This is a genomic window from Paenibacillus sp. 2TAB26 (genome assembly GCF_052115145.1).
Classification (GTDB): Bacteria; Bacillota; Bacilli; order Paenibacillales; family Paenibacillaceae; genus Pristimantibacillus.
Genome location: NZ_JBFRGC010000029.1, coordinates 67,060 through 88,296 on the forward strand (window position 1 = coordinate 67,060; position 21,237 = coordinate 88,296).

19 protein-coding genes are annotated in these 21,237 nt (G+C 41.4%); 16 read left to right on the forward strand and 3 right to left on the reverse strand.

Annotated features, from left to right (window positions below; genetic code table 11):
• Positions 1–23: 23 nt before the first annotated feature.
• From AB4Z50_RS28180 to AB4Z50_RS28220, 9 genes are all read left to right on the forward strand, one after another.
• Positions 24–1,163, forward strand: a complete 1,140-nt coding sequence (locus AB4Z50_RS28180; RefSeq protein WP_441884559.1) for a glycoside hydrolase family 88 protein — start codon at positions 24–26, stop codon at positions 1,161–1,163.
• A 942-nt stretch (positions 1,164–2,105) separates the two neighbouring features.
• Positions 2,106–2,594 carry a GNAT family N-acetyltransferase gene (locus tag AB4Z50_RS28185; protein ID WP_441884561.1) on the forward strand — a complete coding sequence of 163 codons (489 nt, stop codon included), beginning with the start codon at positions 2,106–2,108 and terminating at the stop codon, positions 2,592–2,594.
• A 38-nt stretch (positions 2,595–2,632) separates the two neighbouring features.
• Positions 2,633–2,803: an immunity protein Imm33 domain-containing protein gene (locus AB4Z50_RS28190; RefSeq protein ID WP_441884563.1), complete on the forward strand. Its 171-nt coding sequence runs from the start codon at positions 2,633–2,635 to the stop codon at positions 2,801–2,803.
• 311 nt (positions 2,804–3,114) lie between these two features.
• Complete coding sequence (locus tag AB4Z50_RS28195) at positions 3,115–3,984, forward strand: AraC family transcriptional regulator (RefSeq protein WP_441884565.1); 870 nt, start codon at positions 3,115–3,117, stop codon at positions 3,982–3,984.
• Between the two features lie 650 nt (positions 3,985–4,634).
• Positions 4,635–5,531, forward strand: a complete 897-nt coding sequence (locus tag AB4Z50_RS28200; protein ID WP_441884567.1) for an RCC1 domain-containing protein — start codon at positions 4,635–4,637, stop codon at positions 5,529–5,531.
• A 127-nt stretch (positions 5,532–5,658) separates the two neighbouring features.
• The gene (locus AB4Z50_RS28205; protein ID WP_441884569.1) at positions 5,659–6,231 is read left to right on the forward strand and encodes a YdcF family protein; all 573 of its coding nucleotides are present in this window, start codon (positions 5,659–5,661) and stop codon (positions 6,229–6,231) included.
• A gap of 361 nt (positions 6,232–6,592) precedes the next feature.
• Positions 6,593–6,997, forward strand: coding sequence for a GNAT family N-acetyltransferase (locus AB4Z50_RS28210; RefSeq protein ID WP_441884571.1), 405 nt, complete (start codon positions 6,593–6,595; stop codon positions 6,995–6,997).
• A 138-nt stretch (positions 6,998–7,135) separates the two neighbouring features.
• Positions 7,136–7,711 (forward strand): hypothetical protein, encoded by a 576-nt coding sequence (locus AB4Z50_RS28215; protein ID WP_441884573.1) that lies wholly within the window; start codon positions 7,136–7,138, stop codon positions 7,709–7,711.
• Between the two features lie 146 nt (positions 7,712–7,857).
• Complete coding sequence (locus AB4Z50_RS28220; protein WP_441884575.1) at positions 7,858–8,373, forward strand: hypothetical protein; 516 nt, start codon at positions 7,858–7,860, stop codon at positions 8,371–8,373.
• A gap of 355 nt (positions 8,374–8,728) precedes the next feature.
• On the opposite strand, the gene spoVB is transcribed toward AB4Z50_RS28220, so the two are convergent.
• Positions 8,729–10,279 carry a stage V sporulation protein B gene (gene spoVB / locus AB4Z50_RS28225; protein WP_441884577.1) on the reverse strand — a complete coding sequence of 517 codons (1,551 nt, stop codon included), beginning with the start codon at positions 10,277–10,279 and terminating at the stop codon, positions 8,729–8,731.
• Positions 10,280–10,685: 406 nt separating this feature from the next.
• Between spoVB and AB4Z50_RS28230 the strand changes: the two genes are divergently transcribed.
• Both AB4Z50_RS28230 and AB4Z50_RS28235 read left to right on the forward strand, forming a co-directional pair.
• Entirely contained in the window at positions 10,686–12,188 is a 1,503-nt protein-coding gene (locus AB4Z50_RS28230) for an alpha/beta hydrolase family protein (protein WP_441884579.1), read from the forward strand.
• Between the two features lie 478 nt (positions 12,189–12,666).
• Complete coding sequence (locus AB4Z50_RS28235) at positions 12,667–13,854, forward strand: DUF6688 domain-containing protein (protein ID WP_441884581.1); 1,188 nt, start codon at positions 12,667–12,669, stop codon at positions 13,852–13,854.
• A 333-nt stretch (positions 13,855–14,187) separates the two neighbouring features.
• Here AB4Z50_RS28235 and AB4Z50_RS28240 read toward each other — a convergent pair whose 3' ends face one another.
• On the reverse strand, positions 14,188–15,144 hold the full coding sequence (locus tag AB4Z50_RS28240; protein ID WP_441884584.1) for an ABC transporter permease: 957 nt from the start codon (positions 15,142–15,144) through the stop codon (positions 14,188–14,190).
• Entirely contained in the window at positions 15,137–16,057 is a 921-nt protein-coding gene (locus tag AB4Z50_RS28245) for an ABC transporter ATP-binding protein (protein ID WP_441884586.1), read from the reverse strand. Before AB4Z50_RS28245 ends, AB4Z50_RS28240 begins: the two co-directional genes overlap by 8 nt.
• Positions 16,058–16,523: 466 nt before the next feature.
• On the opposite strand from AB4Z50_RS28245, the gene AB4Z50_RS28250 reads away from it, so the two are divergent.
• From AB4Z50_RS28250 to AB4Z50_RS28270, 5 genes are all read left to right on the forward strand, one after another.
• Positions 16,524–17,012 (forward strand): AAA family ATPase, encoded by a 489-nt coding sequence (locus AB4Z50_RS28250; RefSeq protein WP_441884588.1) that lies wholly within the window; start codon positions 16,524–16,526, stop codon positions 17,010–17,012.
• Positions 17,013–17,101: 89 nt separating this feature from the next.
• Positions 17,102–17,617 (forward strand): hypothetical protein, encoded by a 516-nt coding sequence (locus AB4Z50_RS28255; protein ID WP_441884590.1) that lies wholly within the window; start codon positions 17,102–17,104, stop codon positions 17,615–17,617.
• 945 nt (positions 17,618–18,562) lie between these two features.
• Positions 18,563–19,405 (forward strand): alpha/beta fold hydrolase, encoded by an 843-nt coding sequence (locus tag AB4Z50_RS28260; RefSeq protein WP_441884592.1) that lies wholly within the window; start codon positions 18,563–18,565, stop codon positions 19,403–19,405.
• 276 nt (positions 19,406–19,681) lie between these two features.
• A complete protein-coding gene (locus tag AB4Z50_RS28265) occupies positions 19,682–19,951 on the forward strand; it encodes a CD3324 family protein (protein ID WP_441884594.1) in 270 nt (89 codons plus the stop codon).
• 250 nt (positions 19,952–20,201) lie between these two features.
• The gene (locus AB4Z50_RS28270; RefSeq protein ID WP_441884596.1) at positions 20,202–21,173 is read left to right on the forward strand and encodes an alpha/beta hydrolase; all 972 of its coding nucleotides are present in this window, start codon (positions 20,202–20,204) and stop codon (positions 21,171–21,173) included.
• Positions 21,174–21,237: the final 64 nt, after the last annotated feature.

A 21,237-nucleotide genomic window follows, 5' to 3' on the forward strand; every position in this document is an offset into this window, starting at 1 on the left:
AAGATAAGAATAGGAGTGAAAAGATGTTGAACCTACAGACTGACGATCAAATTTGGATTGAAAATGTTGTTTCCAAAATAACAGCCAAAATAGGCGCAGTAAGTGAAAGATCAAGCAGCAAAATACCATATACCACAAGTAACGGTGAGCACGATAACCAGATCAAAAAAGATATCAACTGGTGGACGAATGGATTCTGGGGCGGCATGATGTGGCTTATGTACCATGAAACCGGGGCTCAGAAGTACAAGGATATCGCCAATTTCACGGAAGATGCTTTGGATGCTTGTCTCCATCAATTCTACGGTCTGCATCATGATGTCGGTTTTATGTGGCTGCCTACAAGTGTGGCCAATTATAAAGTTACAGGTAATACGGAATCTCGCAAGAGGGCGCTGCATGCCGCCAACTTGCTTGCTGGACGATTAAACTTGGTGGGCGGGTTTATCCGCGCTTGGAACGATGATACAACCAGCGAAGATACGAGAGGGTGGGCGATCGTGGATTGCATGATGAATCTTCCTCTTCTGTATTGGGCGAGCGAAGAAACCAAAGATCCGCGATATGCGCAAATCGCGATGAAGCATGCGGACACCGCTCTCGATGCTTTTATTAGGCCGGACGGTTCCGTGAATCATATCGTGGAGTTCGACCCGTTCAAGGGAAGCGTTGTCCGAACTTATGGCGGTCAAGGATTCGAGGAAGGCTCGTCGTGGACGCGTGGGCAGACGTGGGCTTTGTACGGCTTTATGATCAGTTATAAGCATACAGGGAAGCAGGAGTATTTGCAGGCAGCCAAACGCGTGGCACATTATTTTATGGCGAATATTCCGGATTACGGCATTATTCCGATCGATTTCCGTCAACCGAACGAGCCCGCTTACGAAGATTCCACGGCAGCGGCGATCGCGGCTTGCGGACTGATCGAAATCGCCAAAGCGGTTGGCGAGTACGAAAAGGAAGTCTATCTGAATGCCGCACTGAAGCTGTTGAAAACGCTGGACGTTTCTCGCTGCGACTGGACGACGGATTCTGATCATCTGTTGATCAATGGTTCAGCAGCGTATCATCATCATGACATTCATATTTCAATCATTTATGGCGACTATTATTTCATGGAAGCTGTTTTCAAGCTAAAAGGGAACGAGTTGTTTTTGTGGTAGTAAAACGATGAGTACCAACGTGCATATCATAGCGGTGGAGATACTTAAGGATAAGTGCAATTAGAAGATATTTTATTTGGGAGAACCTCTCTGCAGGGTGCTGCGGGGAGGTTTTTCCTTTTGCCTGCTGAAGTTGTTAAACTAATGGGCAGTTTAGCGTGGAAATGACCGAGTCGAAAACATGAAATAGAACACCTGAAAGTTACACTTTTTGGATTAAAGTAAATGAAATATAATGTCCTAGCAGCCTCCTAAATGAAGTAAATGCAGAAATAAGGAGACAGGTGCATTAACGGTGTTTTTAAAATATTAATGGAGAGCGTTTTTGATGGCAATCTTCTTTGGAGATGTTTTGCTTGTGTACTACGAAGATAAACAATATCTTAATGACGGTGGGATGGTGCATTAAATGGTAGATAGAAAAGAAGAACGAGAAAGAACCTTTCGTGCTTTGGCTATAGTCCTGTGTATCATAACCATACCAATTGCTATTTTGTACTACGGTTATTTCCAATTTGTTTATGCAGAAAAATTAATTCTCACTCAAAATTCCCCTAACAAAAAAACCAAGTTGAAATTAGGGTTCGAGGACAGAATGCTTTTTTTTCGAATGCACCGATACGAATTTACTATGGAAAAATTGGACATCTACGAACTTTTATCGAAGAAAGAATTAATAATGATGGCAAGACACTTTTGGCCGAAAATTTCGAGTTTACATGGATAAAAGAAGACGTCGTTGCAATTATTCTTAAAGGAGAAGAGCAAGATGATAAGACATTAGAAATTACTTTTCCTAATTGACTTATTTGTGATAAGAAATCCAACATTTTTTCAAAATACTCAGAATATCGCTTGAGCTAACGGGCTGGATACTTGAATTTGAATCATTTGGCGAATAATATTAGAATTAAAATTACTTAGATACTGGAGAATGTATCAATGCAAATTCGTGAAATTGAAGAAAAGGACAATCAAACAATAGAGCGAATTATTAGACGCTCATTGGAATCGTTTAACCTAAACATTCCGGGAACAGCATATTTTGACCCTCAACTCAGCAGTCTGGCACAATATTACAAGGAACAACCAAATTCAAAGTACTGGGTTGTAGTGAATGAACAAAACGAAGTGGTAGGCGGTGTGGGGATTGCACCTTTTGGGCAGAATCCGGGAATTTGTGAATTGCAAAAGCTATACATTACACCGGAAGCTCAAGGTATGGGTCTGTCGAATGATCTTATGAAAGTAGCACTCGACTTCGCCAAGGAACACTATACAAATTGTTATTTAGAAACATTGAAGAAACTTCAAGCAGCAAATCTCCTCTACATCAAATTAGGTTTCCAACAACTTGAAAAACCATTAGATGGTTCAGAGCATAATGCTACAGACGCTTGGTTTATAAAAGATTTATCGATTTTGGATTAGTGCAATTGTCCGTTGTTACTGTCAATAAAGTGAATAAAATGGACGCGCAAAAAGCAGTATGTAAAAAGTATAAGGCTGATTTTCTTGCATCTCACAATAATTTAAAGTTAGGTATTGCATTTAGAATCCTGCCTATTAATGGCCTACGCTTATATCCCGAAGGTGATGTTAGCAGCTGGCTGGAGATTTTTAGAACGATAGTTCAATGAACTTCCAGATTTAATTAATTTAAAATAAAAAAGTGATTCAGCTAGTGGAACACGTTAGCGTGAAAACAATGAGTAGTCTGCCGCAGCAGCTGCTCATTGTTTTTTCTGTTACTCTACGGTTGTTTTTCATGTACTTAATCCTATGGATTTGCCTTCTAATTTCAACGAGACAACAAAGGAGCAGGGGGCCTTCCTACTAGACTTGTCTTCTGTTCACTGAGCTGAGAGTGAACCTACAGTATTGTGCAGTAAATGTCGGGAAGGGAATTACCTTCTCTGCTATGCTTTGAGTAACGAGGGGAGGCGATATTATGGATATGCTGGCGAAACTTAACAAAGCTTTAAGCTATATTGAGGAGAATCTTACTGATCATGTGGACTACCAGGAGGCAGCAAAAATTGCCTGCTGTTCAGAATATCATTTTACACGGATGTTCTCATTTCTTGCAGGCATTACTCTGTCGGAATACATTCGCCGAAGACGCTTAACTTTGGCAGCACTCGAGCTAAGCCACAGTGACATCAAGATCATCGATGCTGCGATGAAATACGGATATACTTCGCCGGATTCCTTTGCTAGGGCTTTCCAAAGCATGCATGGGATTAATCCCTCGGAAGCCCGAATCCATGGACAGTCCCTCAAAGCCTTCCCGCGGATGACGTTTCAACTGACTATCAAAGGAGGAAGTGAAATGAATTACCGTATTGAAGACAAAGAGGCTTTTCGCATCGTGGGAATCAAAAAAAGAGTGCCAATCGTATTTCAAGGGGTGAATCCGGAGATTGCATCGATGTTTGAAGGACTCACTCCAGAAATGATTGATAAGATTAAGAGTTTTTCGAATGTTCAACCTTCAGGACTAATCAGTGCTTCCACGAATTTCAGTGAAGAGCGGTTTGAGGAGAAAGGAGAGCTCGATCATTACATTGGGGCGGCCACAACGAGAGATGGGGATGGTCTAGCCCAGTTGGAGGTGCAAGCCTCTACATGGGCTGTATTCACAGCCGTCGGCCCTTTTCCAAGTACGCTTCAAGAGATCTGGGGGCGCATTTATTCCGAATGGTTTCCATCCGCGGAATATGAGCTAAACAACGGGCCGGAAATGCTCTGGCATGAGCATAAGGATGTAGCATCACCGCAATTTAAAAGTGAAATATGGATACCCATCATAAAGAAGTAAGCGGCGGCAGCGATTAATGAAGCAACAGAGAAATATAGTTAAATGATAGACAGTGATGGGCAGGTACTTCGGTAGCCTGCTCATTTCATTATTCTAACGGGAAAGATAGTGGAATTATTCCTTGGGGCAAACGTAAGATATGAATATCAATTTTGTGAAAAAAAGGGGTGATTTGGTGGTTATATTAGGAATTTTTGCAATTGTATTTTCGATTTTCTTCATATTTTTATTAATTTTTGGACTTATACAGTGCAGGAAAAATAACTTCATTGCAGGCTTTTACTTCTTTCTTATTATTTTAATATTGAAGATCTATGATTTTATTGCACCTTTTACAATAAGTCGACTCATTAATTCTTATGATGCGAACGGTACTACATTACCGCTTGGAATGACATTTGGAGAGATGATCACAATACTGAATATCATCCCTAGAATCATAGAAGTTGTTGCTTTTATCTTTCTAGTTGTCGGACTGTATCGAGTGTGGAGATCTAAGACACTAAAGCTATGAAACTGAGATAAGTGATTGTGCTAACGGGGAGGATCGTTTATTGAATGTGCGAAATACTTATAATGTTAGGTGTTTATGCAGTTCGCAAGAAGCATAATCTGATCAAAAAATAAGTTTTGTTTCAAGGAGGAAAAACATGGATTACACTTCACCATTTGAAGCGGCGTTAAAGGTGAAACGATGGCCTAAAGCTACAATAGCGACGGGTCGTCGACATACCGTTGGTCTTAAATCGGACGGAACGGTGACGGCAGTGGGTGATAATAAATATGGCCAATGTGAGGTGAGCGGCTGGAGCGATATTGTGGCGATTGCGGCAAGTAATGTTCATATGGCGACGAACACGGGTAATTCTCATACAATCGGGCTTAAATCTGATGGCACGGTGGTTGCTGTGGGTTGGAATAAGCATGACCAATGCAATGTAGATGACTGGAGCGATATTATAGCGGTTGTGGCGGGATGGCGTCGTAGCGTGGGGCTTAAATCTGATGGCACGGTGGTGGCTGTGGGCCGAAATAATGAAGACCAATGCAATGTAAACGGCTGGAGTGATATGGTGGGAGTATCAGCTGGTGACTGGCATACCGTCGGGCTTAAATCGGACGGCTCGGTGATGATTGTGGGTAATAATCAGTATGGCCAATGTAATGTAAGCGACTGGCACGACATAGTGGCGGCAGCGGCAGGTTACCTTCATACCGTCGGGCTTAAATCTGACGGAAAGGTGATGGCTGTGGGTTTGAATAAGCATGACCAATGCAATGTAAGCAGCTGGAGCAGTATTGTGGCGATAGCAGCGGGAAGTAATCATACAATCGGGCTTAAATCTAACGGCACGGTGGTCGCTCTGGGTAGGAATGAACATGGCCAATGCAATGTAAGTGGCTGGCGCGATATAGTGGCGGTAGCGGCGGGCTGCGCTCATACGCTCGGTCTTAAATCGGACGGCACGGTGGTTGCTGCAGGTGATAATGAATTTGCCCAATGCGATGTAAGCAGCTGGCGTGGCATTCAACTGCCGGGCAATTAGTTTCAATTTTGATAATACATATAAAGTTTTAAGTCGGTGGGACGTCTGCGTGGAATGTTTCATGCACCCTTGTGTGATAAAATTAGGGTATGATTATGGAGAAATATGAGAGAATGCAGGTGAGAGATTGAAATATATTTTCATTAAACGATTTGGAATATTAGTAGCAAGTCTTTGCATCTGGTTTATCATTCACACTACTTTCGTGATAATAGATGGGTTGAATGATGAATTGAAACCAGTTGAGGCAGCTGTAGTATTAGGAAATAAAGTAGAAGTTAATGGACAGCCTTCTGAGCGGTTAAAAGCAAGATTAGATAAGTCCGTAGAGCTTTATAAAGGGGGCTACTTTACTTTTATTATTGTAAGTGGCGGTATTGGTAAGGAAGGTTTCGATGAAGCAAAGGTTATGAAATCATACTTAATAGATAAAGGATTACCGGAAGATAAAATTATAGAGGATAATAATGGGTACAACTCATATATGACCGCCCAAAATACCAGCAAGATAATGGATGAATTAGATTTAGAGTCTGTGATGGTTATTACTCAATACTTTCATATATCTAGAACAAAATTAGCGTTTAGAAAAATGGATATTAAAGAAGTGTACTCAGCTCATGCCAAAGTCTTTGAGTTTAGAGATATTTACTCCTTAATACGAGAATTCCCAGCATATTATAAGTATCTCTTAAAATAATGAAATAAATAAAATGATAACCTTACCTGCATACAAGTAGGACGGAATCAGCTTCACATCTCGATAACTAACGGGCAGATTAACGCTATAAGCCTCTTAGGATTAGTAAGCTTAAATAAAAGAAGTATTCTCATGAATTCTCTAAAGTAAATAAATACAAATTCCACATCAGTTAATCCATTTTCTATACATCTTTTTAATAGTATATTGAGGTAAATAAAGTGATTATTCACTTTGATAAATCCGAAATTCCTTTGTCGCTATCATTTTATGGCTTCGTAAGGATTGCAAAACCATTGAAGTATGGGAGTTTAAAACAGATGTTGTGGCGTAGTTAGTTTTATGAAAGGAAGGTATAGGGGTGAGTATTTATTACGCTTCAAGCAAAGAGGATATCACTAAGGATGCACTCCAAGAGCTATTTCTTTCGGTAGAATGGGAGTCTGGCAAGTATCCAAACGAGCTTTTACAAGCAATCAGAGGGTCTCATTCAATTGTTACCGCTTGGGAAGGAGGAAAGCTTGTCGGTTTAATAAATGCTTTGTCAGATGGTAGTTTAACGGTATATTTTCATTATATGCTTATTAATCCGAGTTATCAGAGTATAGGTATAGGTAAGGAAATGATGAATATAATGCTTGATAGATATAAAGGGTGTAAAACAAAAGTATTAATTTCTTATCCTCATGCAGTGGATTTCTATAATAAATTTGGCTTTAATACAGAGGAAGGAGCTACACCAATGTTTATCTCAGAGTTGATATGATTGAACTAACGGTGAACAATAGTTCAATAATTAAAGGGCTGCCGTGAGGCAGCCCTTTGTTCAACTAACGGGCAGTTTAGTTACAATTCATGGTAATATAATTTTTGAAGCGAAAATTAAAAAGGAGGAGGCTAATACTTGGATTATAAGTGTTGCATATGTAAACAAAAAATAACATTGGAAGATAAGATGATGAATAACAATAACCCGTGTTCATTGAAAATAACTACAAACTACGATAGCACTAGCATGGAACAAAAAGAAGAAACCTTCTTTTGTCATTTTCAATGTTTCAAGGAATTCTATGGAGACGACTCAACTTTTTATCTAGAATATATACCAACACCATTAGAATCTCTTGTTGAGAATAACCGATTATTGAATAAAGTGGAGGAACTAACTCAGTATTTATATGATATCGGAGAAGAAACTGACTTATGGGATTTCTTATTCGAAAAAGTATCCGGAACATGGTTTCCTTTACTTGATTTATATAGTGGGATTTCTGATGTAGAGGTTAAGATTGTTGAGGTGCAGAATGAGCTGTCTAAGCTGCTTATTATGTGGAATGATGACTATTCAAGCAACCAGAGAAGTACCAACAGATATTGGCGAGTGGTCTTAATTACCACTGAGCATTATGAGTTCCCCGTCTCATTTCTAATTGGAAGACCTAAAAGCGGTACATCAAAAACGTCCAAATTATTAAACTAAAGGGAAACGATGGTTAAACACCGAAAGGGCTGCCATGTGGTAGCCCTTCATTACGCTAACGGGGAACGATAGTTCAACGGACCATAGAGCAGTTAGCCGGATGGCAGCTGCTCCTTTCTCGTTAAGCTAATTGGCAGGATAGTTGAGTGGGAGTCGTTGAATTCATTGAAGAATTAAAGGGAAGTTTAGAGTGCGGCATAGGGTGTTCATATAAAACACAAGGGAGGAATCCTAATTTGAATCATCTACTAGGATTAAATCAATTGGTAAATAAAAATTACCATGAATTATTCCCAGGTGTTTTAAGAAAAGCCTATAGAAATGCTGAGTCTGTATATATTGAAGATGACTTATTTGTCCTTTTAAGACCAGCGATTAAAAACGGATATGAACCTTTCGAAAGTTTCGATCGTTTTGAAATTTCAAGGGAATATTGGAATCAGATTAAAAGTGGACTTGTCTTAATAAGGGAATACTTACTTAATCAAAAAAAGACTGAACTAACAGAATACATACAACCATATTTTATGACACAAACAGAGAGCTTTTTAAATAGTTATTTAGAAAATAGGGTTTTAATTGGTGAATTAATCAATGAGATGATTTACTGGATTGAAAAACAGTTAATTGAAAATGAGTTTATCACATTCATTGGGCTATAGAGAGGCATCAGTTAGTAAAAATGTTTATACTGAAGCAAGGGAAACTAGTTTTTGTAACTGAAGAACCTATCTCGCTGGCTCTTATACTTTACCGTGTTGATAGAGCTTTTTTGATCATCGTCTGTTCAATAATGGGATTCAACTAACGGGACACGTAAGTTCAATAAAATAGCGACAGTCTAGGACTCTTTGTTTTCTCGTCCTTGGCTGTCGCTATTTCAATTTCTAAGTTCAGTCCAAAACTTATTTTATGGAGTCTAACGGTATGACAACTCGAAAAATCGGGTGGAATAAAGACATCCATTCTAATACTATTTATTCTTTTTACATATCGAATCATGACTGCTGCTTTTTCTTACCATGGAATTGAAAATTTATGACGTGTGCTTTTCCAATTCAACGTACCTGTCACGACTAGAGCAGCGAAATAAAGAAACAAGGAACAGAAGATTGAAATGATTACGCACCATAACTGCGGCATACCGTGGCTGACTAGCTGGTTATAGGTCAAGTGTCCGCAGATTGCCATTAGCATCATGCAGATCCCAACCTTGATATAAGGACGAATGCTCCCATAAAATCCGATCGAACTCGAGATGGAAAAAAAGTTCAATAGCGTTTGTATCAAAATGCCAATACCGATGCCGAACGCAACACCAACGATTCCTAATTGACTGCCTAACACGAAGACCGAGACACCCTTAAATACAGTAGCTATTACGTAATTCCATAGAGCTGCTTTCGCGCGACCGAGGCCAAGTAGAATCGCATGAAGTGGAGCATCGAAATAATGTAGAAAAAACATAGGCGCCAGTATTTTTAGAAGTAATCCTGCCTCAGGCGCATTATAGACTTGTGTCGTTAGTGGAGTTGCCCATTCGTACAGGATAACGGTTGCTGGCGCACCGATCAGAAGTCCCAATATCATAGCTTGATTCATCCGCTCATGTATGAGCAAACTATTCTTGTTCACCGTGGCCTCACCAATCGCGGGAATAAGAGCGGTGGATAAGGATTGCGTGATAAAGCTTGGCATGAATAATAGCGGAAACACATAGCCGGCCAGCAGACCGAATTGCTTCGTGGCTAAAGCTGTGCCGATGCCGTACAGGCCCAGGCTGGTTGTAATAAGAAGCGGCTGGAAGGCGTTGTATAACGAATGAATGATACCATGACCAGTCGTCGGAAGTCCGATTTGCAGCAGCTCGGCGAGTGTGCTTCTTCCTTGTTTCAGATGGCTCGCCCAAGTCTCGCCCGATACCTTTGATTCACCATATAGCTTGTAGCTTGTCATCAGAAATAAGAGGCTTATCGCTTCGCTGACGACAGAGGCAGCCATTGCACCAGCAGCTGCGTAAGCAATTCCGTAAGGCAGCAATAGGTGTACCAACGCTAGCACACAAGCGATTTGAACCGTATGCTCCAGCACATCGGAAGCTGCAATGGTCTTCATCTGCTGCATGCCCCGAAAATAACCCTTTAATACGGCGGAGACTGCGATAATCGGTGCGATCGGTGTAATCGCTAGCATGGCGTAATAAGCCCGCTGGTCGCTTAACAGAATTGACGCGATCCACTCTGATCCAAGTAACGATATGGTCGTGAGCGCTACGCTCAAAACGCCCGTAACAGCGAGTGAGACATACAGAATGCGCCTCACTTTCATCCGTTCGCCGCGAGCTTGGGCCTCTGCGACCAACTTGGAAATTGCCACCGGTAATCCAAGCTCCGTAATCGTAATGACGAGCGGAACAAGCGGATGCGCCATCATCAAGATGCCGATTCCCTCTGCGCCCAGTACGCGAGCTATATACATGCCGCTGATAAAACCGAGAATACGATTGATGAAAGCAGCAACAGACAAAACCAGAGTACCTCTCATAAACGATTGCCCGAGTTGTGACATGACTTGTGTCCTCCTGTTAATCGAATACATAAATGTATTCAAAAAATTGAAAAGCATGCGAACAAGCTCAAGACGCTAGCCAGGCGCCAGCGGTGTCATAAGAAAATAAAGTCTTAGGCAGACGATGCTTTATTAAGCTAACAGGTAAATAATCATCAGGACGAGGCTGCCGAAATAAATCGGCAGCCTCGTTGAGCTAACGGTCAGTTTATCAGGGTGGACAAGAAAAGTGGGTCGCAAGATCAGTCTCAGGAATGGTTACCATGGCTACCACTTCATGGTTACGTGCTAAATAAGCGTCTTACAAAATTGTAAGGTAGATGTAAGGCAAAGCGATAGCTTAGGCCAGTTTGGCAGGATAATATTGGAATAAAGAAACATAGAAATTTTTAAAAGGAGAATCGAGATGAGGCTGTTTGAACTGTTGCTTTTTTTGTCAAACATCGGCTTGTTTGCATTAACAGTCCTATTAAAAAAAGGACGGCGTAAAATTTCAGTATTCGTTGCAAGCGGGATCGCCACACTTTTACTGGTCATTCATTCGACGGTGGAAGGATACAGAGTTCAGCTATTTTTCCTATATTGCATAACGATCATTTTTTTAGCCATTTCAGGTTATAGCTATTTTAAAAAAAACGTCCAAAAAAAAATCCCGCGATTCATGTTGGGTTCAGCTAATACCGCTATAGCGCTAATGCTGGTCGTTACAGCGGGTCTCATGTATGCTTTTCCTGTATTTAAGCTGCCTGAACCGACAGGCGAATTTAAGGTAGGAACGCAAACTTATCATTTTGTGGATACAGAGAGGGAAGAGATTTTCGACGAAGCCAGAGATGGTAAGAGAGAATTGATGGTTCAGGTATGGTATCCGGCTCAAGCTGGCACCGGTAAATACGCTCCCTTTATTTCTAATCCCCAGATTTTACGTTATATGGCCGGGAATTATGGCCTTCCCGGGTTTACTCTTCAACACCTGAAGTACGTATCCAGTCATGCTTATTCGGGGGCCGAAGTCTCTTCGGCACAGACTTCATACCCGCTGATCCTTGCTAATCCCGGGTTCGGCTCTTCCAGGTTCCTCCATACGTCACAAGCCGAAAATCTTGCGAGTCACGGATATATCGTGGCAGTGATCGACCACACCTACAATACATTTGCAACCGAGTTTCCGGATGGTCGAATCACGACGAGCACAACCAACGACTTATTCTCGCCCGATCATGATTACCGGACGGAAAGCGGAAATCGCGACAAGTTGGGAAAAGTTTTAACCGACGATGTGGCGTTTACCCTGGACCAATTCGAGCTCATCCAATCGGGGCAGATTCCAAGTCATCTAAAGGGGAGGATTGATCTTGGACATGTCGGGGTGTTCGGTCATTCCATCGGAGGAGCGACGGCCTATGACGCTACTTACGATCCACGAATAACGGTTGGAATAGACTTGGATGGAGCGCTTTATCGACTGCGTGAGAGAGAGGGTCTGCGAAAGCCGTTTTTGTTCATGAACTCGCAAAGCGAATTCGAAAGATTAAAAATGGTGAAGGATAACCACGCCTATACGGAGGCAGAGCTTAAACGTATGGGCAACACAAGAGAGTGGATGGATCAAGTAACGGAAGATAAAAAGGTAGAGCTTGAACGGATGCGCGAAACGGTTGACGTAGGGGGACAATTCCTCTATATCGACAATACGGAGCATTTGAATTTTACCGACGTACAGCTCATTTCTCCGATTTTCAAAATGCTGGGAGTTACAGGAAAGATTGCGCCCGAAAGAGTGAACTCCGTTATCAATGCCTATATGCTGGATTTCTTCGATATTTATCTAAAAAATCAAGGCGGAATCTTAATGAAAGGACCGGATAGCCGCTTTCCGGAGGTGAAGTTCGTAACCTCGCTGCTGTAATTCCGATATCAGGTCTCATATTAAGCATTAAGGGCTGCCACATGGCAGCCCTACGCTACGTTAATGGGCAGTAAGGACCAATAAATAGGAAAATATACATGATCATTTTTCTCTTTTTTTGAATTATAAATTCAGAGTATCATTGACTAGATAAATGGTCAGTTCTTTACTTATATCAAAAAAAATCTTCGGAGGTGCAAATAGGACACGTTCATTTAATAACACAGCGGCAGTTTGACTTTGATTCCTCTCAAAAGACTGCCTTTTTTTGGATAAGTATCATACCGCGTCAAAGGGAATCTAGCATTCGCCGCTTCCAAAACTGCTTTCTTAAAATTTTGAAATCGGGCATTCAACGATGATGTCTACCTTATTGTGATTGCGGTGGCGAAACGCGACGCGCCCGATGTCGACGAAACGACAAGCGCGCCTGCCGCACAAGTCTTGTCCAATATCGACTGGAAGGAGCATCAAGAAAATGCTACTGTTGTTCACTCCATTTCTTCTCCTAGCGTTCACCGCCCTCATTCGGGCGGTGTTTACGTTCGCGCGAAAAGCTGGGGAAAGCGAACAAGGCGAAGGATTGACGTTAACACGGCTCGTAGACGRCATTCTACTTTCGATCGCCTCGTTTCTCCTGATCGTTGGCTTCATATTTGATGCGAAAGGGGTACCAGGAGGAGCGCCGTTGAAAATGTACTCAGAAACCGGAGAGCCATTATATGCATACGCATCTCTGTCCCACAAGCATAGTGCCGTACTTTGCGTAGACTGGTTGCTCGGCTTCTTTTCCTATTGGGCGCTGAGAATCTATCATAGGAAGCTTTCTCCAATTGTATATACTTGCTGCAACGTCTTTTTGGTTCTTTGCATCTCGCTGACCGCAGTCTATTTCATTCATACCGGCTTTTCCAATTACGATTTTAATGAGATCTTCTCCGTGTTGCTTCTTCAAACTGGGAGCTTAACGTCTTGCCTGCTGTACCTGGCGCAGCTCAAGCGCTCATTGGACGTATGGAAGGCGTTCGGAAGGGGGGAAGATGCGGAGACGATGCCCGCCTGGCAGCGGCCTCTGCATCGCTTCATCATCATGCGTCACCGGGCAATTCCGGCGCTATGGATCGCACTGCTATTCCCCGTTCAGCTTGTTGTTCAATTGCTTCTAGTCTTGTTCGGGCAGCGGCCGGATGGCGTAGTGCGGGCGTTTCTAGATACGAGCGGCTTCTACTTGTCGAGGCTGCCGGCGCCACCGCCGGAAATGGTGTCGGGGGATGGCCATTATTTGTGCACCGTCGCCGCTCTGGGGCATCGATCCCTAGTCAAGCCGCTTAGGCCGGGAATCCGGCACGGCATGTCTATTACAGTGAATCGCCAGCTGATGATCGCTAACGCGTTCGAAAACGTGCTGGAACAGTACATGCCCGCTTGCCACCGGACGATTCGCCGACTATACGACAAATACGGATATCCGGTTAGTCGGCAGATTCGTACGAAGACAGCAGCGGATGTGATCTATGTGGCGATGAAGCCGCTGGAATGGTTCTTTCTGCTCGTTCTGTATACTGTCGACATTCGCCCGGAAGACCGGATTCAATTGCAATACAGTGGGTTCGGTAAAAAGAGTAGTCGACCGGACGCCGAATTGACAGGGAAACGCAGAAAATAAAGTGTCGGAATAGAAAATAATATTATTTACTCAGCAATGAATCATGAGGCATTAATTTATTCAAGTGGATTTAAGCTAACGGATAACGTTGGTTCAATTAAGAACAAAGGCAATCGACCAAAATGATCGGTTGTCTTTTCTACACTAGCGGTCGTAACCAGATATAATTTTGCAAAAGAATGATGATACTCTAAGTTTTTATCCACGTCCAAAATTAAAAGATCGGATATAGATCGTTTAACTAACGGGACAGGTTAGTTGGATTAAAACAAAAGAACCTCGGACACAGCTTATTGCAAGCAGTGCCCGAGGTTCTTAGTATTGGAATTGCCCTTAAGCGGCGACGTCGCGTCTCGTAAACAGTAACCAAGCTAAGAATTGGAATACGATGTAGTAGGCGACAAGCATTATAATCGAGAACGTCAACGTCATTTCCGGTCTTAGCGGCGTCGCACCTTGCATATATTGCGTCAGGTCGATGTTAGAGAAGAGCAAATACTTGACCCAGCTATAGCCGCTGAGAAGCGCCGATAGCGTATTGCCGACCAGCATGAACAGAAGCGAGAAGGCTATGGCCATCGAGGAGCTGCGGAACGCGGACGATATCATGAAAGCCATCGTTACGTACATGAGCATGGATACGATCGAGAAAGCATATTTCTCCAACGAATTCAACAAATAGGAACTTTCTTGGATAACTCCGCCATCGGTAATCGATATTCTCGCTTGGCTTGTTCCTTCGAAGCCTTCGAGAATACCTCCGGCTGCGTAAGCAGACGCAAATGTCAATATGAGCAGCAGAAGCGCGAACCCAAGCGTGGCGATATATTTGCTGATCATAATCTTCGTGCGCGAAGCCGGACCGACAAGCAGCAGCTTGATCGTGCCCCAAGTGAATTCGGCCGCAATCATATCGGCAGCGATAATGACGGTTAGAATCGTCGCTAAAATAATTAAGTATGATGATGTATCTACATAATTCCACAATGACAATTCGTTAGGATTTGTATTTTGTTCCAAATAATATTCATTGAGCTTGATTTCGTTAGTGAAGTATGTTTTGTCCTCTTCCGAGAGTTCTTTGTTTTCTTGAAGCTCTTGCTGCATGTTGCTATTCCGTTCGGTCAGGTTGTTTTGCCAGTCGATCGTATTATTTTTGCTTGATTCCCACTTCATGATGCCGCTCATTAATGCGATTGTTAAAACGAGGAAGGCGATCATAAGCCATGTACGTGGACGACGATATATTTTCATATTTTCGTTTCGAATTAGATTAGACAGACTAGACAACCATCTCACCTCCGGTAATTTCCAAGAACTGTTCTTCAAGTGACTTCTGCGCCGCTTGAATGCCGAGCACGTCAATCTCCGAGCTTACAAGCAGCCTTGTAATATCGGGGATGGCAGCTTTGTCAGCCGCAATTTCGAGCTGATTGCCTTTCACCGTAATGCGGGTTGCATCGAAGATGGCGGATAGCAGCTGCTGAGCGGCAAGTAAATCGCTGACTTCGATAACGATCTTCGACTGTATCGAATCGCGAGTTTCCTGCAACGAGCGAATATCGATGAGCTTGCCGGCTTGTATTATCGCTACCCGGTCGCACATAAGCTCCATTTCGGACAGAAGATGGGAAGAGACGATGACGGAGATGCCTTCTTCTCTCGTTAGCTTGCGCAAATAATCGCGCAGTTCTCGAATGCCTGCAGGGTCGAGCCCGTTTGTCGGCTCATCAAGGATGAGCAACGATGGACGATGCAGAATCGCTTGGGCAACGCCAAGCCGCTGCCTCATGCCGAGAGAGTAACGCTTAACCTTCTCGTGAATACGGTTCTGAAGTCCGAGAAGCTTAACGACCTCATTGATCCGTTCCTTCGTAATGCCTTTATGCCGACGGGCAAAATGAACAAGGTTTTGATAACCGGTCAAAAATTTATACATTTCCGGGTTTTCGACGATCGCTCCTACATGCGTCATAGCAAGCTCGAAGTGCTCGCGAACGGATACGCCTTTAATTAGGGCCTCGCCCTTCGACATCGATATCAAGCCAACAATCATCCTTATTGTTGTCGTCTTGCCGGCACCGTTCGGTCCGAGAAATCCGAATACTTCGCCTGCTGGTATATCGAAACTAAGATTGTCGACGATCTTACGTCCGCCAATCGATTTGGTCACGTTGCGAAGCTTCAAAACGGCTTCTGTCATGCGTTAAAACCTCCTAGTATTAACTTACATATGGAACTATACTGGAAGTTGCTTTGTCATAAAATAGACCTTTGATCAGGATTTCCCCCCTGCTTAGGTCGAGTATGAACGTTTTTCAAAGCATTTTTTAAACAAGTACTTAAAAATTGCTTGATAAAATAACTATGGATTATTTACAACATAATGAGGTATCTCTCGAATTTGAACTGGAGGGTATAGGTGCACTTTCTGATCATTACCCTGACTAGACAAAACCCGAAAGATGATCACTCTTTCTAAAGTGTCTATCTTTCGGGTTGCAGTTTAGCCACGGCAGCTGTTAATCTAACGGGCAGGTTACGCTAATGAGTATTCGTTCTATAACCGTGATCCGATATCTTGCCAAAATTGCATTAGAAGGAATCCCTGTTGTCAATAGAGAAGTCATTTAAATCAAATATGCTCGTTGCAGGGAGCTAGAATAGGAATGAAAAAGATCTTCATTATTGGAGTTGTAGCTAGTGGTAAGACGACATTGGCTAAACGCTTATCGCAGAAAGTTAGTGTACCTTGTTATGAACTTGACTCCATAGTCCATCATCAAACACCCATGGGACGATATAAACGTTCAGCAGAAGAACAAATTGAGGTTATAAAGGAAATAGATATACACGGTACATGGATAATTGAAGGAACAGATAGAGAGTCCTATCAATGTTTGTATGAAATGGCCGATACAATCATATTTCTTGATACTCCATTGTGGACGCGAAGGATAAGAATCCTAAAGAGATTTCTTAAGCAAAATCTTGGTATTGAAAAGTGTCATTATAAGCCAGACATCCTGATGTTGAAGATGATGTATAAATGGACAAAGGATTTTGAACAAAATAGAAGCGGTTTCGAAGCCAAGTTAAAAAAATACAAAGAGAAAGTGATTAGGTTAAGAAATAATAACAACCTGGACTTTACCTGAACGAATATGACTAAGGGATGGGGGACGTTAGTTGAACACCGAAGGGGCTGCCGCGTGGTAGCTCATCGTTAACAAGATACTGTTGTAAAATGAATACATTAATTGATCTAAAACAGTTGGTGTTTGTGATCTTTATAAGGAGTTTTATGAGAAAACTAAGAAAACACCTGTTGAATCTAGCTTTTGGTGAGTTAGTAGCGGCTATTTCTTTTTTTGTTGTATTTAAACTGTATCTAGATTTAGGATTCGCAAGCTTGCTTGCGTTTTCATTTCTTGTGTTGCAATTAATTCAAGGTGTGCTGTATTGGGTATTTAGATCTCAATCATTAGGTAAAGAGAAATCATTGTTAATGCGGAAAATCCTAATCATGCTTAGAAGAATTAATTTTCTTTTGGCTGTGATAATTGTTATTTTGTTGTTAATGCTTGCACAGAATAAAAGAGACTTATTTTTTGGTATGTTGATTTATGTTTTTTCCGTGATAGAATACATAAATTACTATTGGTATCGTTTAAGCTATGGGAAGTCGGGTTTCAATATTAAATTGCTTATTCAAGCTGGTTTAAAGCCTTCGAGTATTCATAAATTAATAAAAAGAAAATAATTCTCTAAACTATCGGATAATAAGAATTCATTCACAAAGGGCTACCGCTATAAGCGATAGCCTTTTCAGCTAAATGTCCGGATAGCGGTTGTTATCGACATGTTCCAGTTCAATCGATGTATTAGTATATAATGATAATTGAATAGGAGGGCGTTATCTAAATGGTATATATAGAAACAGGAATAAAACTATTTGTGTTTATAATAGTTATTTCTTTATTCTTTAGTTTGGTACGGTTCCTTGTCCAAAAATATCTAAGTGATTTCTTTCAAGGTTTCTCTGAAAAAACAATAAAAGTATTTAGGTTACTTAAAGGAAAGATTCAAAAAACAGGCTGACCATATGATTAGCGTTTTGAGAAACCGATCTATTTTAAGCATATGCCCAATAATGCTGAGCGTAGAAAAAACGTCAAATTGTTGGCGCTGCGCTATTTATCTGGCAGGGTATGTAAATCAATTTGCGAAAATTTCAAAAAACATAAGGGAAGAGGCAACATAGCTTTTTGAAACTAGGATAAAGGTTAACACAAAGGAAACCGCCTAGTATTTGACATATGACTTTTCCATATGTTAGCATAAATTTAACTTATACGAACGGAGGGGTTACGTGTGTTGATCTAATTCTTCGATACTTTTTGCACAATGAATTGGTTTGTGGTTTAAGACTATTTTGTGTGCATCGTAATCGAAGATTAGTTTGCCTTCACGGTAACCTAGTTTAGTTTTATATCATTGGGGAGAGGGGTAACCCTACCTCCTGCCATATAAACTAGATACAAAGGAAATGGAATGAACCTTTTATGATAAACCCGGTGACTGAATTGATAGTCTTCCAAAGGTAATCATAATACAGTGTTCATTCTCAAATTCTTTTTCGATTACAGTATGCGCACAGGCCTATGGCCTGTGTTTTTTATTTTTAAGAAACATTGGAGGGTTTCATATGAACGAACAACTAATAAAAGTAAATGGGATTAATATATGTGCAGACAGTTTCGGAAAGCCAGATCATCCGGCCATCTTGCTAATTATGGGGGCTCAATCCTCATTGATATGGTGGGAAGAAGAATTTTGTCAGCGTTTGGTAGATGCAGGACGTTTTATCATTCGTTATGATAACCGAGATGTTGGACGTTCAACAACTTACGAGCCTGGTCAACCGGGTTATACTTTTGAAGATATGGCAGATGATGCAATAAGAGTATTGGATGCTTATAAGATTGAGCAAGCTCATATCATAGGCATGTCCATGGGCGGTATGTTGACTCAAATGATCGCTCTGCGGCATCCGGAGAGGGTTAAAACCATTACCCTCGTTTCAACGTCCAATTTTGCTCCGCGTCTCCCTCCGATGGAGGAAAGCGTTATTGAGTTTTTCTCAAATATGGGGGCTATAGATTGGACGAACAAACAATCAGTGGTCGAATTTGCCATTAATAGATCAAAGATTCTGGTCGGTTCAAAGCATGTTTTTGATGAGAAGAGCATTGGCGCATTGGCGGAAAAAGAATTTGTTAGAAGCAACAATATCGCCAGCATGGGTAATCACGCCTTATTGGCAGGTGGGGAATCCTATCTGGTTAGGACGAGTGAAATCATTGCACCTACTCTGATTGTACACGGTACTGAAGATCCCATTATCCCTTATAAACATGGAGAAAATCTTGCTAATGAAATTCCGGATGCGGTTTTGCTGACATTGGAGGGTACTGGACATGAACTTCATTATGATGACTGGGATAAAATAATTACTTCTATTTCCAAGCACACATCAATATCAAATTAATACAAACCGATTTATCGTATGGTTAAAGGCTTAGTTCACGTTTTCTCTATGCGGATCTTCTCCATTTGAAGTTATGTTATACTTGTTAGGAAAAGGGGGTGCTTACTGATGGAAAATCTCTTAAGATTATCTGGTACTTCTTCCACTCATGCAAAGCCTGTTATTGGAAAAGCGTTACTTTGTGTGGGGCGAAACATTTTATAGCGCTGAATAAGCTTTTCTAATATTTTGGCTTTGCACCTTATTTTTAATTGTCAAAATAAGGAGCGGGCGAAGTTGAAATATATTAATGCATCAAAGATATTGCCAGAAGAGCTAATTATGGAAATTCAAAAGTATGTTCAAGGAGAGGCTCTTTACATTCCTAAGCAAGAAAAGGAATATAAAAACTGGGGAAGCTTGAGCGGTGGTAGACAATTACTGGATCAGCGAAATGCCGCTATTAGAAATGCTTTTATGAGTAAGAGTAGTATCGAGCAGCTTTCGAAGGAATATTTCCTCTCCATAGATACGATTAAGAGAATTGTGTATTCACATAATGAATAAAGAATAAATGGCACTGGTGAGAATTTCTCATCAGTGCCTTTTTTGTGTTAACAATGAATCTAAGCCATTATTGACATATGAATAGCTGTCTACATTATTTAAAATAGGTTTAGCATGTGAGAGTGTACATGATAGTTGGAAATTAGCTGACGAAAGAAAGTTAGAAAGGGCTTAAATTTCTGCATAAAACGATGAGCAGCACATCATAATGAATGATGTGTATAGATAGAAAGCGAGGAAATTAAAAACCATGAGTGAGCAAAAAAACAGAAGCAGACATTTAGTTGATCAAGAAATTATAAGTGCTGTTGATTTATTTCCAACAACTGATCTTTCTGAATCAATGTTAATGGAATCACGCAAAAATCAAGCAAAAATGATGCCGCAAATAGATGTTACGCAGTTGTTCCCAGTTACTTTTGAAGAAAAAACAGTACCAAGTTATTTTGGAGGCCCAGATATTCGCATAGAGATCATTAAACCAATCCAGCCAAAGCACAAGAAGTTGCCATTATTTTATTCTATTCACGGCGGCGGTATGGTTATGGGAAGTCCGGTTGGTGATCGTACAGCTAACGCGTCACTTGCATCCCAGCACGGTTTTTGCTGTGTATCTGTCTATTATCGATTGGCACCAGAGCATGCTCAGCCTAATCAGCTACAGGATTGTTATTCGGCCCTAAAATGGTGTATTGAGCATGCCGAGGAATTAGCGATCGATTCTCAAAAAGTGGCCATATCAGGCAGCAGCGCAGGTGGAGGATTAGCAGCGGGTCTAGCCATTTATATTCGTGACCAAAAGGAATTTGATATTCATCATCTAAGGCTGCGTAATCCAATGCTTGATGACCGTACAAGTATTGCGCCAGAACATCCCTATGCGGGTGAGTTTGTTTGGACAAAAGGAAGCAATTATTTTGGCTGGAAATCTGTTTTAGGGCATGAACTCGGTCATGAAGAGGTTAGTCAATATTACGTGCCTGCGCGTGCAAAATCACTAGCTGGTTTGCCACCCACTTATATAAGTATAGGCAGCATTGATTTATTCATCGATGAAGCCTTATTATTTGCAAAACAACTGGTCTTTAATGGTGTGTTAGTGGAATTACATGTATACCCTGGGTACCATCATTTGTCCCCGATGTTTCCAGATGCTCATTTTTCAATAGAAGGCTTCAAATCCAGTGAATGGGCTTTGCTGAAGGCGCTGAATTTACTTTAAAGCGGAACGAATTTCAGGCGAGCAATAGGTAATCAAAAAAATCAAAATTTCGACCCATTCAAAC

Excerpts from the sequence above, each read along its gene's own strand:
- AB4Z50_RS28255 (WP_441884590.1), top strand. The coding sequence starts at position 17,102 with ATGAATACATTAATTGATCTAAAACAGTTGGTGTTTGTGATCTTTATA.
- AB4Z50_RS28185 (WP_441884561.1), top strand. The coding sequence starts at position 2,106 with ATGCAAATTCGTGAAATTGAAGAAAAGGACAATCAAACAATAGAGCGA.
- AB4Z50_RS28195 (WP_441884565.1), top strand. The coding sequence starts at position 3,115 with ATGGATATGCTGGCGAAACTTAACAAAGCTTTAAGCTATATTGAGGAG.
- AB4Z50_RS28230 (WP_441884579.1), top strand. The coding sequence starts at position 10,686 with ATGAGGCTGTTTGAACTGTTGCTTTTTTTGTCAAACATCGGCTTGTTT.
- AB4Z50_RS28245 (WP_441884586.1), bottom strand. The coding sequence starts at position 16,057 with ATGACAGAAGCCGTTTTGAAGCTTCGCAACGTGACCAAATCGATTGGC.
- AB4Z50_RS28250 (WP_441884588.1), top strand. The coding sequence starts at position 16,524 with ATGAAAAAGATCTTCATTATTGGAGTTGTAGCTAGTGGTAAGACGACA.
- AB4Z50_RS28260 (WP_441884592.1), top strand. The coding sequence starts at position 18,563 with ATGAACGAACAACTAATAAAAGTAAATGGGATTAATATATGTGCAGAC.
- AB4Z50_RS28270 (WP_441884596.1), top strand. The coding sequence starts at position 20,202 with ATGAGTGAGCAAAAAAACAGAAGCAGACATTTAGTTGATCAAGAAATT.
- AB4Z50_RS28180 (WP_441884559.1), top strand. The coding sequence starts at position 24 with ATGTTGAACCTACAGACTGACGATCAAATTTGGATTGAAAATGTTGTT.
- AB4Z50_RS28190 (WP_441884563.1), top strand. The coding sequence starts at position 2,633 with ATGGACGCGCAAAAAGCAGTATGTAAAAAGTATAAGGCTGATTTTCTT.
- AB4Z50_RS28200 (WP_441884567.1), top strand. The coding sequence starts at position 4,635 with ATGGATTACACTTCACCATTTGAAGCGGCGTTAAAGGTGAAACGATGG.
- spoVB (WP_441884577.1), bottom strand. The coding sequence starts at position 10,279 with ATGTCACAACTCGGGCAATCGTTTATGAGAGGTACTCTGGTTTTGTCT.